This window comes from Brachybacterium saurashtrense (assembly GCF_003355475.1).
Taxonomy (GTDB): Bacteria; Actinomycetota; Actinomycetes; order Actinomycetales; family Dermabacteraceae; genus Brachybacterium; species Brachybacterium saurashtrense.
This window is the reverse complement of record NZ_CP031356.1, coordinates 2,169,729-2,185,123: the sequence shown is the minus strand read 5'-3', so window position 1 is coordinate 2,185,123 and position 15,395 is coordinate 2,169,729. Positions and strand designations below refer to the sequence as shown.

General features: G+C 73.5%; 13 protein-coding genes and 1 tRNA gene. 7 read left to right on the top strand and 7 right to left on the bottom strand.

Translation table 11 applies throughout. The features are described 5' to 3' along the window. Positions 1-73: 73 nt before the first annotated feature. Positions 74-817: an SDR family oxidoreductase gene (locus tag DWV08_RS09980; RefSeq protein ID WP_115413646.1), complete on the bottom strand. Its 744-nt coding sequence runs from the start codon at positions 815-817 to the stop codon at positions 74-76. 173 nt (positions 818-990) lie between these two features. On the opposite strand from DWV08_RS09980, the gene DWV08_RS09975 reads away from it, so the two are divergent. Together DWV08_RS09975 and DWV08_RS09970 are read left to right on the top strand one after the other, a co-directional pair. Continuing rightward, positions 991-1,581, top strand: coding sequence for a TetR-like C-terminal domain-containing protein (locus DWV08_RS09975; protein WP_241237214.1), 591 nt, complete (start codon positions 991-993; stop codon positions 1,579-1,581). Beyond that, entirely contained in the window at positions 1,578-2,087 is a 510-nt protein-coding gene (locus DWV08_RS09970) for a 4'-phosphopantetheinyl transferase family protein (protein WP_127097460.1), read from the top strand. The genes DWV08_RS09975 and DWV08_RS09970 overlap by 4 nt, the downstream gene beginning before the upstream one ends. 85 nt (positions 2,088-2,172) lie before the next feature. On the opposite strand, the gene DWV08_RS09965 is transcribed toward DWV08_RS09970, so the two are convergent. After that, a complete protein-coding gene (locus tag DWV08_RS09965) occupies positions 2,173-3,540 on the bottom strand; it encodes a M1 family metallopeptidase (protein ID WP_115413643.1) in 1,368 nt (455 codons plus the stop codon). Further along, positions 3,537-7,493: a Pls/PosA family non-ribosomal peptide synthetase gene (locus DWV08_RS09960; protein ID WP_241237213.1), complete on the bottom strand. Its 3,957-nt coding sequence runs from the start codon at positions 7,491-7,493 to the stop codon at positions 3,537-3,539. Before DWV08_RS09960 ends, DWV08_RS09965 begins: the two co-directional genes overlap by 4 nt. Positions 7,494-7,720: 227 nt before the next feature. On the opposite strand from DWV08_RS09960, the gene DWV08_RS09955 reads away from it, so the two are divergent. Then, complete coding sequence (locus tag DWV08_RS09955; RefSeq protein WP_115413642.1) at positions 7,721-8,005, top strand: GlsB/YeaQ/YmgE family stress response membrane protein; 285 nt, start codon at positions 7,721-7,723, stop codon at positions 8,003-8,005. Positions 8,006-8,035: 30 nt separating this feature from the next. Here DWV08_RS09955 and DWV08_RS09950 read toward each other — a convergent pair whose 3' ends face one another. Next, complete coding sequence (locus DWV08_RS09950; protein ID WP_115413641.1) at positions 8,036-8,689, bottom strand: IMPACT family protein; 654 nt, start codon at positions 8,687-8,689, stop codon at positions 8,036-8,038. A 114-nt stretch (positions 8,690-8,803) separates the two neighbouring features. Here DWV08_RS09950 and DWV08_RS09945 point away from each other — a divergent pair, with 114 nt between their 5' ends. Then, on the top strand, positions 8,804-9,412 hold the full coding sequence (locus DWV08_RS09945; protein WP_115413640.1) for a hypothetical protein: 609 nt from the start codon (positions 8,804-8,806) through the stop codon (positions 9,410-9,412). Positions 9,413-9,555: 143 nt separating this feature from the next. On the opposite strand, the gene DWV08_RS09940 is transcribed toward DWV08_RS09945, so the two are convergent. The 3 genes from DWV08_RS09940 to ectA form a co-directional block, all read right to left on the bottom strand. Continuing rightward, positions 9,556-9,948, bottom strand: a complete 393-nt coding sequence (locus DWV08_RS09940; protein WP_115413639.1) for an ectoine synthase — start codon at positions 9,946-9,948, stop codon at positions 9,556-9,558. A gap of 120 nt (positions 9,949-10,068) precedes the next feature. Beyond that, positions 10,069-11,388 carry a diaminobutyrate--2-oxoglutarate transaminase gene (gene ectB / locus DWV08_RS09935; RefSeq protein WP_115413638.1) on the bottom strand — a complete coding sequence of 440 codons (1,320 nt, stop codon included), beginning with the start codon at positions 11,386-11,388 and terminating at the stop codon, positions 10,069-10,071. A 97-nt stretch (positions 11,389-11,485) separates the two neighbouring features. After that, positions 11,486-12,049 carry a diaminobutyrate acetyltransferase gene (gene ectA, locus DWV08_RS09930; RefSeq protein ID WP_241237212.1) on the bottom strand — a complete coding sequence of 188 codons (564 nt, stop codon included), beginning with the start codon at positions 12,047-12,049 and terminating at the stop codon, positions 11,486-11,488. 319 nt (positions 12,050-12,368) lie between these two features. Here ectA and DWV08_RS09925 point away from each other — a divergent pair, with 319 nt between their 5' ends. From DWV08_RS09925 to DWV08_RS09915, 3 genes are all read left to right on the top strand, one after another. After that, positions 12,369-13,880 (top strand): alanine/glycine:cation symporter family protein, encoded by a 1,512-nt coding sequence (locus DWV08_RS09925; protein WP_115413636.1) that lies wholly within the window; start codon positions 12,369-12,371, stop codon positions 13,878-13,880. Positions 13,881-14,056: 176 nt separating this feature from the next. Further along, positions 14,057-15,241 carry an acyltransferase family protein gene (locus tag DWV08_RS09920; RefSeq protein ID WP_115413635.1) on the top strand — a complete coding sequence of 395 codons (1,185 nt, stop codon included), beginning with the start codon at positions 14,057-14,059 and terminating at the stop codon, positions 15,239-15,241. 26 nt (positions 15,242-15,267) lie between these two features. Next, positions 15,268-15,340, top strand: a tRNA-Lys gene (locus DWV08_RS09915). Positions 15,341-15,395: the final 55 nt, after the last annotated feature.

Below are 15,395 nucleotides of genomic sequence, written 5' to 3'. Positions count from 1 at the left end.
CGGCACGAGGCCCGGATCTGCACCTGCGTGCAGGTCCGGGCCTCGTCTCGTCGGGAGTGCATCGACGGTGGCCTCAGGCGGCGCCGCCGTTGGCATGGATGGTCTGGCCGTTGACCCAGCGTCCTGGGCCCGCGAGGAACGCGGCCACCTCGGCGATGTCCTCGGGGCGACCGAGGCGCTCCATGGGGCTGAGCGCCGTGATGCCCTCGACCATCTGCTTCGTCTTGCCCTCGAAGAACAGCGGCGTCGCCGTGGGGCCGGGGGCCACGGTGTTCACGGTGATGTCGCGGCCCCGGAGCTCGCGCGCCAGCACCAGGGTCAGGGCTTCCACGGCGCCCTTCGAGGCGGCGTACGCCCCGTAGGTCGGCGTCTGCAGACGGGTGATCGAGGTGGAGACGTTCACGAGTGCCCCGCCTCGGCGCAGGTGGCGGGCCGCGAGCTGGTCGATCACGAAGGTGCCGCGCACATTGGTGCGCAACACCCGGTCGAGCACCTCGAGATCGGTCTCGGCGACGGGGGCCAGCGGCATGATGCCGGCCGCGTTGATCACCACGTCGACCCCGCCGAAGGTGTCGATCGCGGTCTGGAACAGGGAGGTCATCGCGTCCTCGTCGGCGACGTCGCCGCCGAGGGCGAGTGCGCGGCCGCCCTGGGCGGTGATGCGGTCGACGACCTCCTCGGCGCCGGCGGCGCGGGAGCTGTAGTGGGCGACGACGGCCATTCCGTCGGCCGCCAGGCGCTCGGCGATGGCGCCGCCGATCCCGCCGGAGGCCCCGGTGACGAGCGCGACGCGCGCGGGGATCGTGGTGTGGGACATGGGTCCTCCCGTCAAAGAAATGAACAGAGCGTACTTATAGTGTAGCGCCGAAATGTGCACAGCGTCCACTAAGGTGGTCGGCAACGCAGAGAAGGAGTGACGTGGACACACGGAGCGAGACCCCACCACGGCGCGGACGAGGCCGACGACCGGCCGGCGAAGTGCGAGCCCGCGTGCTCGAGGCGACCGGGCGCGTGCTGCTCGCGGAGGGACTGGGCGCCGTCACCTTCGACCGGGTCTCGACCCTCTCCGGAGCGAGCAGGACCACTCTGTACAAGTGGTGGCCGAGTCCGGGGGCTCTCGCCGCCGAGGCGTACTTCGCCTCGAGCGAGGAGACTCTCGAGTTCCCGGACACCGGCGACCTGCTCGCCGACACCCGCGCCCAGTTGCGCGCCTTCGTGGGCCTGCTCACCGGTGGCCCGGCGGGGCGGATCATCGCCGAGCTGATCGGCGCCGCCCAGCAGGACCCGGAGCTGTTCGCCGCCCTCTCTGCGCTGTACACCCAGCCCCGCCGGGCCCTGGCGCGGGAGAGCTTCGAGCGAGCGCGCCGCCGCGGGCAGCTGCGCGCGGATGTCGACGCGGATCTGCTGGTGGACCAGCTCTGGGGTGCCTGTTACCACCGCCTCCTCACGCTGGAGTCGGGGCTCGACGTCGGCGTCGCCGACGCCCTGGTGCACTCCGCACTCCTCGGGGCGGCGAGCCCCGACTACCGCGCGCGCCTCCTGGCCGAGGAGGCCGAGCCGCCCGCCGAGTGCGCGCCGTGAGCCCGAGCCCGAGCCCGGGCCTCGTCCGTCTGCACCGGGCCGAGGAGGACGTCGATCAGGTGCTGCGCGAGCGCGTCGCCGCGCTGCTCGGTGTCGCGGCGCACGAGGTGCGCGTGGGCCGCGCCTGCCCCCGCTGCGGGGCCGACGACCACGGACGGCCCTGGGCCCGTGCGGGCTCCCGCGAGGTGCCGGTGAGCCTCTCCCGTTGCGGCGAGCACCTCATGACGGCGCTCGCGCCGACGGGCGCCGTCGGCGTGGACCTCGAGTTGATCGCCGCCGTGGCCCGCGGCTGGGACGAGGAGCTGGTGCTGCACCCCCGCGAGCGAGGCCGGCGCGCCCCGCGCACCGACGCCGGACGGGCCGCGGTGTGGGCGCGGAAGGAGGCGGTGCTGAAGATGCTCGGCACGGGACTGGCCACCCCCATGAGCGCGGTGCGCCTCGCCGACGTCGACGTCCTCGACGTGCCCGCCCCGCCCGGGCACGTCGCCGCGCTCGCGCGCGGCTGAGCCGCCGGCGGAACGACGCTCACCGCGCCCGGCGAGTCTCCGAGCGGCGCCGTCGGGGCCCGTCGCTCCGCCGGCGTCCGGCCCCTCAGCCGCGGGAGAACAGCGCCCGCAGGCCTCCGCGGTGGGTGGGCTCGCGCGTCTCGGGCTGCGCGGGCAGAGCCGGCAGCTCCTCGTCGTGGATCCACGCGGCGAACAGGTCCGCGCAGTCCTCGCCGCTCTCGCGGGCCACGTGCTCCTCGAACAGCTCGGTGGTGACCGAGCCGCCGGCATGCGCGGCGAGCCACGACTGGATCAGCGGGAAGAACACCTCGTCGCCCAGGCGGCGGCGCAGGGCGTGGACGGTGAGGGCGCCGCGCTTGTACAGGCGGTCGTCGAACATGAGCTCCGGGCCCGGATCGGCGATCAGCAGGTCCTCGGGCAGCGCGGCGAGGGCGGCATGGTGGCGGTGCGCCTCCTCGTCGACGGTGGAGCGGCCGGTCTCCTCCGCCCACAGCCACTCGCAGTAGCAGGCGAAGCCCTCGTGCAGCCAGATGTCCTGCCACCGCTTCAGCGTGACGGCGTTGCCGAACCACTGGTGGCTGAGCTCGTGGGCGATCAGCCGCTCCGCCTCCCAGTCATCTGCGAGATGGTTGCGGCCGAAGGTGGACAGCGCCTGGGACTCCAGCGGGATCTCCAGCTCGTCCTCGGTGATCACCGCGGTGTACGAGGGGAAGGGGTAGGGGCCGAACAGGCGCGAGAACAGCACCAGCATCTCCGGCTGCGTCGCGAAGCCGTGCGCGAGGTCGCGCGCGCCCACCCCGGCGGGGACCAGGGACCGCACCGGCACCGGGGCGCCCGCGTGCTCCACCGCGGTGTAGCGGCCGATCTGCACGGTCGCGAGGTACGTGGGCATGGGCGTCTGCTGGAGGTAGGTCCAGGTGGTGGCGTTGCCCTTGCGGCGTGTGCCCTGCAGCTCGCCGGAGACGGCCACGTGGTAGGCGGGGTTCACGGCCAGGCGGATCTCGTAGAGCGCCTTGTCGTCCGGCCGGTCGTTGCAGGGGAACCAGGAGGGGGCGCCGTGGGGCTGGGCGGCGACGATCACGCCGTCCTCCAGCTCCTCCCAGCCGGTCGCGCCGTGCAGGCGGGAGCGCACCGCGCGGGGCTTGCCGCCGTAGCGCACCTCCACGGCGATCTCCTGCCCGGCCGCGAGCCTCTGCTTCAGGACGAGGTCGCCGCCGTGGTGGGCGTGCTTGATCGGGCTGCCGTCGATCCGGGTGGAGGAGACCTGGAGGCCGTGGAGGTCCAGGTGCAGGGCGTCGAGGTCCTCGTGCACGTGGCAGGTGAGGGTCGCGGTGCCGTCCAGCCGGTTCGTCTCCACCTTGTAGGCGAGGTCGAGCTCGTAGCGGGCCACCGAGTAGCGGGCGTCGCCGTGGCCGGGGAGGTAGGGGTCGCTGCCGGGGTGGGCGCCGCTCATGCGCGCTCCTTCTCGTCGTGCTCGTCATCGATGTCGTCGTGCTCGTGCGCGGGCTCGTCGGCCGCCGCCTCCGCCGGGGCGTGCTCATCCGCCCAGGGGCCGATGGGGTTGCCCGTCCAGCGAGTGCCGGGCGGCACGCGCTCGCCGCGCATCACCAGGGACACGGGACCCACGGTGGCGTGGCGGTCGATCGCGGCGGCGGGCAGCACCACGCTGCCCGGACCCAGCGTCGCACCCGCGCCCAGCTCCACGGTGTCCATGCTCAGCACCCGGTCCTGGAAGAGGTGGGTCTGCACCACGCAGCCGCGGTTCACGGTCGCACCGTCCCCGAGGGAGACGAGGTCCGTCTCGGGCAGCCAGTACGAGTCGATCCACACGCCCTTCCCGATCCTCGCCCCCAGCGCGCGCAGCCACGCGTTCAGCGCCCAGGTGCCGGCGGTGACGGTCGCGAACCAGGGCGCGGCGAGCACCTCGGTGAAGGTGTCGGCCAGCTCGGACCGCCACACGTACGCGGTGAACAGCGGGTGCTCGCCCGGGCGATGCCTGCCGATGATCAGCCACTTCGCGGCCACGGTGAGCGCCGCGGCGACCACCCCGGCCGCCAGCAGCACCAGCCCGCCCAGCACGATCGCGAGCACGATCCCGGCCGTGCCGTGCAGCAGCAGGGCGTACACCCCGCCCCACACCGCCACCGGCAGCAGCAGCGACGCCAGCAGCGGCACCAGGCGCGCCGTCTCCACCAGGCCGCGCTGGATCAGCAGGTGGGTGGGCGGCTCGTAGGTGAGGGAGGAGTCGTGCTCCTCCTGAGCGCGGCGCAGCCTCCTCGGCGGCGAGCCGAGATAGGAGGTGCCCGCCTTCGCGGACTTCCGCCGCGGCGCGGCGGAGAGCACCGCGACCAGGGACTTCTTGGGCACCTTGCGGCCGGCGGCGAGCATCCCCGAGTTGCCGACGAAGGCGCGCTTGCCCACCTTCACCCGCTCCACCCGGATCCAGCCGCCGCCGAGCTCGTAGGGCCCCACCAGCGTGTCGTCGGCGAGGAAGGAGTTCTCGCCCACCTGCACCAGGCTCGGGATGAGCAGGGCCGTGGAGATCTCCGCGCCCTTGCCCACCTTCGCGCCCAGCAGGCGCATCCACAGCGGGGTGAGCCCGCCCGCGTAGAGCGGGAAGAGCCAGGTGCGCGCCTCGTCCAGCAGGCGCAGGGTGCCCCAGATCGCGACCCCTGTGGCCGAGCGCATCGGATGGTGGTCGGGCACGATCCACAGCGCGAGCAGGCGGGTCAGCACCAGCACCCCCAGCGCCACGGCCGCGAAGCCGGCCAGCGCCGCGAGCGGCAGCCAGGGCAGGGCCGCGAGGGCCGCCTCGCCGAAGGAGTCCGTTCCGCGCACGGCGGGGAGCACCACCGCGCCGCCCACCAGCACGCCGAGCACGGGCTGGGCGGCGATCAGCATCGACAGCGCCCCGTAGGCGAGCTCCCACAGCGGGCGGCGCGGCGGGGCGTCCTCGGACCACGGCCCGCGGGCCTCGGCGCGGTACGCGGCCGGCGACCCGGACCAGTACTCGCCGGCCGGCACCGTCCCGAGCACGGCGGAGCCGGGCCCCACCTCGGCACCCTTCCCGATCCAGGCACCGGGGCCCAGGGTGCTGCGGGCGCCGATCCGGGCCCGCTTCCCGATCCGCACCGGGCCGATGCGCAGCACGTCCCCGTCGATCCAGTACCCGGCCAGGTCCACCTCCGGCTCGATCGAGGCGCCGGCGCCCACCTCGAGCATCCCGGTCACCGGGGGCAGGGAATGCAGATCCGCGTCCCTGCCGATCCGCGCCCCGAGCAGGCGCGCATAGTAGGGGAAGGCCATCGCGCCGGAGAGCGAGGTCGCGCCCAGCTCGTCCTGGACGTGCTCGGCCAGCCACAGCCGCAGGTGCACCCACCCGCCGCGGGGGTGCGCCCCGGGGGAGACCCCGGCCAGGAGCAGCCGGGCCAGCAGCGCGGCGAGGGTCATCCGCCCCACGGGCAGCACGAACACCAGCGCCATCGGGACCACCAGCCACAGCGGGAAGGCGGGGATCCAGGGCACGTCCGTGAACGCGGCGAGCACGGTGGAGGCGAGCATCAGCCAGCTGAGGCCGCGCAGCGCGGCGAGGCCTCGCAGCGGCACCAGGGCGAGCAGCTGGGCGAGCTGGGTGCCGCGGCGCACCGGGTCGACCTCCCGGTCGCTGCGCACCACGGTGGAGCCCATCGCGTCCAGCGTCGCGGCGAGATCGGCGAGGGCGGAGTGCTCGTAGACGTCGGCGACGGTGAGCTCGGGGTGGCGGGTGCGCAGCCGGCTCACCACCTGCGCGGCGGTGAGGGAGCCGCCGCCGAGGTCGAAGAAGTCCTCGGCGCCGGAGGTGACCTCCGCGCCGAGCACATCGCCCCAGATCTCCGCGATCCACGCGGAGGTGCCGGACAGCGCGGCGGCCGGGGTGCCGCGGCGGGGGAGCGGCCACGGCAGGGCGTCGCGGTCGATCTTCCCCGAGGTGCGCACGGGCAGCTCGTCCACCACGGCGAGGCGGGGCACCAGCGCGGCCGGCATCCGCCGGCGCAGCAGGTCCTTGGCGAGGTCCGCGTCGTAGCCGGCGTCGACCGTCAGGTACCCCACCAGCAGCTGGTTGCCGGTCTTCGTGGAGCGCACCGCCGCGGCGGCGCCCACCACGCCCGGCACCCGCAGCAGCTGGTCGTCGATCTCGCCGAGCTCGATGCGGCGCCCGCCCAGCTTGATCTGGTCGTCGGCGCGGCCGGCGAACAGCAGCCCGTCGGGATCGTTGACCACCCGGTCGCCGGAGCGGTAGGCGCGCTCCCAGCCCAGGGTGGGCATCGGGGCGTACTTCTCCGCGTCCTTGGCGGGGTCGAGGTAGCGGGCCAGGCCCACGCCGCCGATGATCAGCTCGCCGGTGCCGCCCACCGGCACGGGCAGCCCCTCCTCGTCCACCACGGCGAGATCCCAGCCGTCCAGCGGCAACCCGATGCGTACTGGGTCTGTGCCGTCGAGGATGGCGCCGCAGGCCACCACGGTCGCCTCGGTGGGGCCGTAGGTGTTCCACACCTCGCGGCCGGGCGCCTGCAGGCGGGCCGCGAGCTCGGGCGGGCACGCCTCGCCGCCCATGATCAGCAGCCGCACCCGCTCCAGCGCGGAATCCGGCCACAGCGAGACCAGGGTGGGCACGGTGGAGACGATCGTGATCCGGTTCGCCTCGAGCCAGGGGCCCACGTCCACGCCGGAGCGCATCAGGGAGCGGGGCGCCGGCACCAGGCAGGCGCCGTGCCCCCAGGCCAGCCACATCTCCTCGCAGCTGGCGTCGAAGGCGACGGAGAGCCCGGCCATCACCCGGTCCCCGGGGCCGAGCGGGGCGTCCTGGAGGAACATCCTCGCCTCGGCGTCCACGAACGCGGCGGCGCTGCGGTGGGAGACGGCCACGCCCTTGGGCTTCCCGGTGGAGCCGGAGGTGAAGATGATCCAGGCGTCCTCGGAGGGGTCGGGGTCGCGCGGCGCGGCGGGTTCCCGCCCGGAGGCCGCGGCGGTGGGCGTGATGACGCCGCCGGTGGAGATCACGGCCGCGACCGCGGACTCCTCGAACACCACCCGTGCCCGCTCGTCGGGGTCCTCGGCGTCCACCGGCACGTAGGCGGCGCCCGCCAGCAGCGTGCCGAGGATCGCCACGTACAGGTCGGTGGTGCCGGAGACCACCCGGATCCCCACCCGGTCGCCGGGGGCCACGCCCGCGGCGGCGAGCCGCGCGGCCACCTCGGCCGCGGCCTCCTCCAGCTCCCGGTAGGTGAGGGTCTCCGCGCCGCTGTCCACGGCGGGGGCGTCCCCGGAGGCGGCGACGACGCCGCGGAAGATCTCCACGAGAGTGCGGGGAGCGGGGGCGCGATCGCCGGCGAGGAGGGCGGGCAGCAGGGCGGGGCTGTCTGTCACGACATGATCATGCGGGACGGAGGCCCCTCGAGGGCAGTCCCGACGAGGAACGAGACCGTCGATGTCGTCGACGTCTCGCCCCTCGCACACCGGTGTGGCGCACCTCACGAACCGCCCGGTCGCCGCTGTGAACTGCGGTCCTCGTGGGAATGCGGGTCTGCGGAGAGGTGCGGGCGCACAATGAGCCCGCAGGTTCCCCCTTTCCCCCTCAGCGAAGGAACTCTCCCATGGGACTCATCGGACTCCTCATCTCCTGGCTCATCATCGGCGCCGTCATCGGCCTCCTGGCTCGGGCGATCATGCCCGGCAAGCAGGCGATGGGCCTGGGCATGTCGATCGTGCTCGGCGTGGTCGGCGCGATCGTCGGCGGACTCATCGGCGCGCTGCTGGGCGGTGACGGCGTCAGCGGCATCATGAGCAACCCGTGGAGCCTGGGCACCGTGCTGCTGGGCATCCTCGGCGCCATCATCGTCATGGTCGTGTACGGCCTGGCCACCCGCGGCCGCGCCTGACCTCCCGGTGACGCGCGGCGGCCGCGCCCCTCACAGGGGGACGTCCGCCTCGCGCCGCCCCAGATCCTCGACGCCGCGCCGCCCGGAGGACCACCGGGCGGTGTCGGCGGCGAGGTCCTCCAGCAGCGCGGGCGGCACCAGCACCGTCAGCAGCGCGGAGCGGGCGGTGTACTGCGTGGGCTCGACCTCCGCCCCGTGCGCGGCGGCCCACAGCCGCACCGCGTTCTCCGCGACCCCCACCTCCGCCGGGGGCACCTCGATCCGGGCCACCGCCAGCGCGGTGCGACGCCGCAGCGACGCGGCCGCCACCGCCTGCTCCACCCCGGCGGTGTAGGCGCGCACCAGGCCGCCCGCCCCCAGCTTCACCCCGCCGAAGTAGCGGATCACGATCGCGAGGGTGTCCACCAGCTGCGCATGCAGCAGGGACTGCAGCATCGGCATCCCCGCGGTGCCCGCCGGTTCGCCGTCATCGCTGGAGCGGTGCAGCACCGCCCGCTCGGGCGTCTCGGCGAGCACCATCGCCGTGCAGTGGTGGCGGGCATCAGGATGCTCCGCGCGGGCCGCGCGCACCAGCGCCTCCGCCTGCTCGACCTCCTCCACCCGGTGCAGCCGGGTGAGGAACCGCGAACGCTTCTCCACCAGCTCGGTCTCGACGTCGGCGGCGAGCACGAGAGGGTCGGACATGGCACGAGTGTAGGGGTGCGGGTCCCCGGGGCGCCCGCTAGCCTGTTCCTGCCGTCGGGGGTCGGCCTCCGCCCCTCCTCGACTTCCCGCCCCGCGATCCTCCAGGAGCCTCCCGTGACCCAGCCGCCCTCCTCCTCCGGCCCGCTCACCCCGCAACCCCACGGCGGCTGGAGCCGGTCCGCCCCGCCGCCCGGCGGCGGCCCGCACGCGCCGGCGACGAAGCCGTCGAAGGCGCCGACGGTGCTGCTCATCCTCGGCGGCGCGATCCTCGCCCTCAGCGTCGTCATCGGGATCGTGGTGGCGGTGATCGGCTTCGGCGGGGTGGCCAGCGGGGCCGCGAAGTTCGAGGTGTTCGCGAGCGGCAGCGGCACCTACACCGCGGAGGAGGGCGAGGTGGTGCAGCTGTACGCCGAGGAGGGCACGCCCGCCCCGCAGTGCCAGGTGGACGGCCCCTCCGTGAACGAGCAGGGCACCATGCAGTCCAGCACCTTCGGCGACGGGGAGGGGCAGTGGGCGTCCTTCGACTCCTTCACCGCGGAGGAGGCCGGCGACTACACGATCGACTGCGGCGACACCCCGGTGATGGTGGGCCCGCCCGTCTCGCTCGGCGGCATCTTCGCCGGCCTCGGCGGGATCTTCCTCGCGATCGGCGGCGGGGCGCTGGGCCTGCTGCTGCTGGCGATCGGGGTGGTCCTGCTGCTCCTGCGGCGCCGGCGCGGCTGAACCGGACCGGACGGCGGCCACCGCCACCGCCGCCACCGGCGCGGGCGCTGCTGCCGCCTGCGCGGGCGCACGGTCCGCGGCCGACGCAGAACGGGCCCGGCAGGAGCATCGCTCCTGCCGGGCCCGTCGCTGGGGAGGAGCGCTCAGGCGTCCTCGGTGATCAGCGGGTACACGCCGTTCTCGTCGTGCACCTCACGGCCGGTGACCGGCGGGTTGAACACGCACACGCAGCGGATCTCCTTGCGCACGCGCACCTTGTGCTTGTCGTGGTCGTTGAGCAGGTACAGCGTGCCCGGGGCGAGCTGGTGCACCTCACCGGTGGCGAGGTCCTCGATCTCGCCCTCGCCGTGGGTGACGAACACGGCCTCGATGTGGTTGGCGTACCAGAAGTAGCTCTCGGTGCCCTCGTACAGGGTGGTCTCGTGGACGGAGAAGCCCACGCCCTCCTTCGCGAGGATGATGCGCTTGGAGCGCCAGTTCTCGGACTGGATGTCGGCGTCGGTGTTCTCGATCTCGGCGAGGGAGCGGACCAGCATGGGGGAGTCCTTTCGGAGTGCGTGCGGGAGGTCGGGATGCGCCGGGGCGCAGGTCTCGGGGCGCGCCGGGGCGCACGGCGTCGGCCCGCACCCGGGAGTGCGGGCCGACGGGAGGGGGTCTCAGGCGGCGAGCGCCTCGTCGACGGCCGCCTCGATGATGTCGAGGCCCTTGGCGAGGAGGTCCTCGGGGATCGTCAGCGCCGGCAGCAGCTTGACGACCTCGTCGGACGGGCCGGAGGTCTCCACCAGCAGGCCCTCCTCGAAGGCGCGCGCGGCGATCGCGCCGGCGATCTCGCCGCTGGGCATCTGCAGGCCGCGGGCGAGGCCGCGGCCCTTGACCACCAGCTCGTGCCGGGAGTGCTTGGCGGCGATGGAGTTGAAGCGGCTCTCCACGTAGGCGCCCTTGGCGATGGTGGCCTTCTCGAACTCGTCGTCGCTCCAGAACAGCTCGATCGCCTTGGTGGCGGTGGCGAAGGCCGGGCCGAAGCCGCGGAAGGTGCCGTTGTGCTCGCCCGGCTCCCACACGTCCAGCTCCGGCTTGATGAGCGTGAGCGCGAGGGGGTGGCCGTAGCCGCTGATCGACTTGGAGAGGGTGACGATGTCCGGCTGGATCCCCGCCTCCTCGAAGCTGAAGAACCCGCCGGTACGGCCGCAGCCCATCTGGATGTCGTCCACGATGAGCAGGATCGCGTGCTCCTTGCACAGCGCCGCGAGGCCGCGCAGCCATTCGGCGCGGGCCGCGTTGATGCCGCCCTCGCCCTGCACCGTCTCCACGATCACGGCGGCGGGCTTGTTCAGCCCGGAGCCGTCGTCGGTGAGCAGGCGCTCGAGGTACATGAAGTCCGGGACCACCTGGCCGAAGTAGTCGTCGAACGGCATCGGGGTGGCGTGCACCAGGGGGATGCCGGCGCCGCCGCGCTTCATGGAGTTGCCGGTGACCGACAGGGCGCCCAGGGTCATGCCGTGGAACCCGTTGGTGAAGTTCACGACGGACTCGCGGCCGGTGACCTTGCGGGCCAGCTTCAGCGCCGCCTCGACGGCGTTGGCGCCGCCGGGGCCGGGGAAGGAGACCTTGTAGTCCAGGCCGCGGGGCTTGAGGATCTTCTCGTCGAAGGTCTGCAGGAAGGTGCGGCGCACGTCGGTGAACATGTCCAGGCCGTGCACCACCTTGTCCTCGAGGTAGTGGTCGATCACGACCTTCTTCAGCTCGGGGTGGTTGTGGCCGTAGTTCAGGGTGCCGGCACCGGCGAAGAAGTCGATGTACTCGCGGCCGTCCTCGGCGGTGAGCACCGAGCCCTTGGCGTGGGTGAACACGGTGGGCCAGCCGCGGGAGTAGGAGCGGACGCCGGACTCGAGCTCCGTCGGGTCGACGGTCGGGGCGCTGGCCTCGGCGGCCAGCTCGGGCTTCTCGGTGGTCTCGTGCGGTGCGGTCGTGGTCATGACATCTCCCTGGGTGGTGAATCGGTGGTGTGGGGGCCGGCGCCGGGCGCGCGGGGGCGCGGACGCCGACGGGGTCGGGGTGAGGGGCGCGGCGGGATCAGGTCTCGCGGCGCAGCGGGCCGATCACGTGCAGCAGCTCGGCGCCGTGCCCGGGATCGGGGAAGTGCCCCTCGGTGATCAGCTCTCGCACGTCCTCGCGGGCGCCGTGGCGCTGGGCGAAGGAGGCGAACAGGCGCTGCGAGGCGGTGTTGTCCTCGGTGATGGTGGTCTCCAGCGCGGTGACCTCGGGGAGGCCGGCGAGGAGGTCGTCGAGCAGCTGCCCGGCGACGCCCTTCCCGCGCTGGGAGGAGTCCACGCCGATCTGCCAGACGAACAGGGTCTCCGGCGCGGAGGGCCTGCGGTACCCGAGCACGAAGCCCACCGGTGCGCCGTCGCTCAGGGCGAGGCGGGAGGTGGCGCCGAAGTCGTGCGCCATCAGCAGGTAGGCGTAGGAGGTGTTCAGGTCGAGCGTCCCGGTGTCGCGGGCGATCCGCCACATGGCGGCGCCGTCCTCCAGGGCCGGAGGGCGGATCTCCAGGTCGGAACGGCGTCCGGTGGTCTGGTCAGAAGTGGACGGGTGGTCTGCGCTGTGCGTCGTCAACGGGCCCATATCGGGATCCACGCTATCGAGAGTGGCGACGCTTGTGGAGCCCCGGGGGTGGGCCGACGGGGGGCTCCTCGGAGTGTCGTGACGCAAATGTGACTGTCCGGCATCCGCGCACCGGATTGTCCGACAACCCCGGTTCATTCGAGCCGACCTGCGGCGATGCAGGTGCCGGCGACGCCCGTGGCGGGGGATGCGGCGAGGCGCTGTGTTGTGCGTCACCCGCTCGCGATGCGGGACACACTCTCGCGCGCGCGTTGGACCAGAGGTGCGGGCGGCGCCCTCGGAGCGGCTCGGCGCCGGGAGGTGCGCCGAGGCGCCCGCTACGGTCGAGGCCATGAACCCCCTCGATTCGCTGCAAGAGTTCCTCGGCGCCGCCGAGGGCTGGCTCTGGACCTGGGCAGGGATGCCCGTGGTCGTGGTGCTGGGCCTGTACTTCACGATCCGCACCGGCGCGGTGCAGCTGCGGATGATCCCCGCGATGCTCGGCGCGATCCTCCAGAAGCCCCAGCGCGAGCAGGTGGGCAGGGGCCGTGACCGCACCGAGCGCGCCAAGTCGCTCAGCGCCTTCCAGGCGTTCTCCGTCTCCGCCGCCGCGCGCGTGGGCACCGGCAACATCTCCGGCGTGGCCGGCGCGATCTTCCTGGGCGGCCCGGGCGCGGTGCTGTGGATGTGGGTGATGTGCCTGTTCGCCGGCGCGGCGAGCTTCATCGAGTCCACCCTCGCCCAGCTGTGGAAGTCCCGCGCGGACGACACCTACAAGGGCGGGCCCGCCTTCTACATCCACCGCGGCCTCGGCTCGCGCGGCTTCGGCGCCTTCTTCGCCGTGCTGTTCATCTTCTGCTTCGCCTTCGCGTTCACCTCGCTGCAGGCCAACACGATCGTCGACGCCGTCACCGGCGCGGTCGCCGTCTACGCCGACCCGGAGGGCCTCGCCTGGCTGCCGGTGGTGCTGGGCCTGCTGCTCGCCGTGCTCACCGCCGCGATCATCTTCGGCGGCATGCGCCGCGTGGCCGTGGTGGCGCAGAACATGGTGCCGGTGATGGCGCTGGTGTACCTGGTGCTCGGCATCGTCATCGTGGGCCTGAACCTCGGCGAGCTGCCCCGCGTGGTGGGCCAGATCGTGGGCGAGGCCTTCACCCCGCAGGCCGCGATCGGCGGCGGCTTCGGCGCCGTGATCGTCAACGGCGTGCAGCGCGGCATGCTCTCGAACGAGGCGGGCATGGGCTCGGTGCCCAACGTCGCCGCCACCGCCTCGGTGAGCCACCCGGTCAAGCAGGGCCTGGTGCAGACCTTCGGCGTCTACTTCGACACCCTGCTGATCTGCTCGATCACCGCGTTCATCGTGCTGGTCTCCTTCCCGGACGTCTCCGTGGGCGGGGAGGGCCTGGTGATGGTGCAGGAGTCGCTGGCCTCCACCCTGGGCCCCTGGGCCGCGGTGCTGCTGGGCGTGATCATGTTCCTGCTCGCGTTCACCTCGGTGCTGGGGAACTTCTCCTACGGCGAGGCGAACATGCACTTCCTGACCTCGAAGCGCGGCTGGCATCTCGCCTTCGGCGCGGCGGTGGTGGCGCTGGTGTTCCTGGGCTCCGTGATCGCGGTGGACCTCGCCTGGACCATCGCCGGGGTGTCGATGGTGTTCATCGCCCTGATCAACCTGGTGGTGATCGCGATCCTCACCCCGACGGCACTGAAGCTCCTGCGGCACTACAACGCCCAGCGCGCCCAGGGCCTGGACCCGATCTTCCTCGCCTCCGATCTCCCGGAGATCAAGAACGTGGAGGTGTGGGAGGACGAGGACGTCTGCGACTACCACGACGAGCGCGAGGCCGTCTCCACCGGCTCCTGACCGCCAGTGCCTGACCGCCTGGGCCTGACCGCCGGCTTCTGACGGCGCGGCGCACGGCGCCGGGGCGGGCCCCGTTCCCACGGGTCCCGCCCCGGCGCCGTCGTGCACAGGATCTGCACGCTCCGTGCCTGCCTCGTGCACGCCTGCGGCGCGGGAGGGGCCTACGCTCCCACGCGATGAGCACCACGACGACCGCCCCCGAGGCGCAGCCCGCGCCCGCGCGGCAGTACTGGATGGATCAGCTGCGCGGCACCGCGATCCTGCTCGTGATCATCAACCATCTGCGCCTGGTCCAGCAGTTCTGGGACGGCGCGGCGCCGTGGGCGATGGTGGAGCTCTCCGAGGCGCTCTCGCCCTTCCGCATGCCGGCGCTGCTGTTCGCCTCCGGGATGCTGCTGGCCCGCTCCCTGCGCCGCCCGCCGCGGCGCTACCTCGCCGGGAAGGCACGCGCACTGCTGTGGCCGTGGCTGCTGTGGTCCGCGGTGATGCTGCCGTTGCTGGGCTGGGGGCACGCCGTCGAACCGTTGTGGTGGCTGAACGGGATGTACACCTGGTTCCTCGCGGCGCTGTTCGTGTACTACGTGATCGGGCTGCTCACCCGGCGGGTGCCTCCCGGCTGGATCGCGCTGGCCTCGGTGGCGGTGTGGACCGCCATGCCGCTGCTGGGCATCGCGCACGACATGGCCGGCCCGCGACCGGACAAGTTCCTGTACTACGCGGTGTTCTTCTTCGCCGGCGCCGCCCTGCGCCCCCTGCTCGAGCGCGGGCCCGTGCCCTGGCCGGTGACGGCGGGCGCCCTCGGCCTCGCGACCGCCTGGGCGCTGTACGCCGCGATGATCGACCACGACCCGTCGGTGCCCGTGCTCGCCCAGGCCGTGGTGCTGCTCGCCGTGCTCGGCGCGGTGGGCGTGGCCCAGCGCTTGCCGAGACTGCGGGTGCTGCGGCCGGTGGAGTGGCTGGGCCGGAACTCCGTGGTCCCGTACCTGGTGCACCTGCCCGTCATCGAGGTGCTGGTGCGGGGCCTCGACCTGCCGCCGAGCCCCGCCGTGTTCGCGCTGTACTACCTGGCCACCCTCGGCCTCTGCGTGGTGGCGGTGCTGCTGCGACCCGCCACCGGGTTCTTGTACGCCTTCCCCACGCGGCGCCGCGGCCCGGCGGGGGAGCGCGGCGAGCAGGCGGCGCGAGCCGGTGCGCCGGAGCGCACGGGGCTGACGGGGCGTGCGGGGCCGACGGGGCGTGCGGGGCCCGCAGAGCCCGCGGGGCGGACCGAGCGACCGGGCGCGGCAGGCCGTGCGCGGCCGACGGAGCACGCCGAGCCGGTGGCCGGACGCGAGGCCGCGGCGGCCCGCGCACGCCGGTAGGATGTTGTGGCCCGCTCAGCGGGCACGGGCCTGTAGCTCAGTCGGCAGAGCATCGGACTTTTAATCCGCGGGTCGAGGGTTCGATCCCCTCCGGGCCCACCGCGCTCCCGAGACCCCGCGTCCGCCGCCTCCCGCGTCCCGATAGGCTCTCCGG

Excerpts from the sequence above, each read along its gene's own strand:
- DWV08_RS09980 (WP_115413646.1), bottom strand. The coding sequence starts at position 817 with ATGTCCCACACCACGATCCCCGCGCGCGTCGCGCTCGTCACCGGGGCC.
- DWV08_RS09965 (WP_115413643.1), bottom strand. The coding sequence starts at position 3,540 with ATGAGCGGCGCCCACCCCGGCAGCGACCCCTACCTCCCCGGCCACGGC.
- DWV08_RS09955 (WP_115413642.1), top strand. The coding sequence starts at position 7,721 with ATGGGACTCATCGGACTCCTCATCTCCTGGCTCATCATCGGCGCCGTC.
- DWV08_RS09950 (WP_115413641.1), bottom strand. The coding sequence starts at position 8,689 with ATGTCCGACCCTCTCGTGCTCGCCGCCGACGTCGAGACCGAGCTGGTG.
- DWV08_RS09940 (WP_115413639.1), bottom strand. The coding sequence starts at position 9,948 with ATGCTGGTCCGCTCCCTCGCCGAGATCGAGAACACCGACGCCGACATC.
- ectB (WP_115413638.1), bottom strand. The coding sequence starts at position 11,388 with ATGACCACGACCGCACCGCACGAGACCACCGAGAAGCCCGAGCTGGCC.
- DWV08_RS09925 (WP_115413636.1), top strand. The coding sequence starts at position 12,369 with ATGAACCCCCTCGATTCGCTGCAAGAGTTCCTCGGCGCCGCCGAGGGC.
- DWV08_RS09920 (WP_115413635.1), top strand. The coding sequence starts at position 14,057 with ATGAGCACCACGACGACCGCCCCCGAGGCGCAGCCCGCGCCCGCGCGG.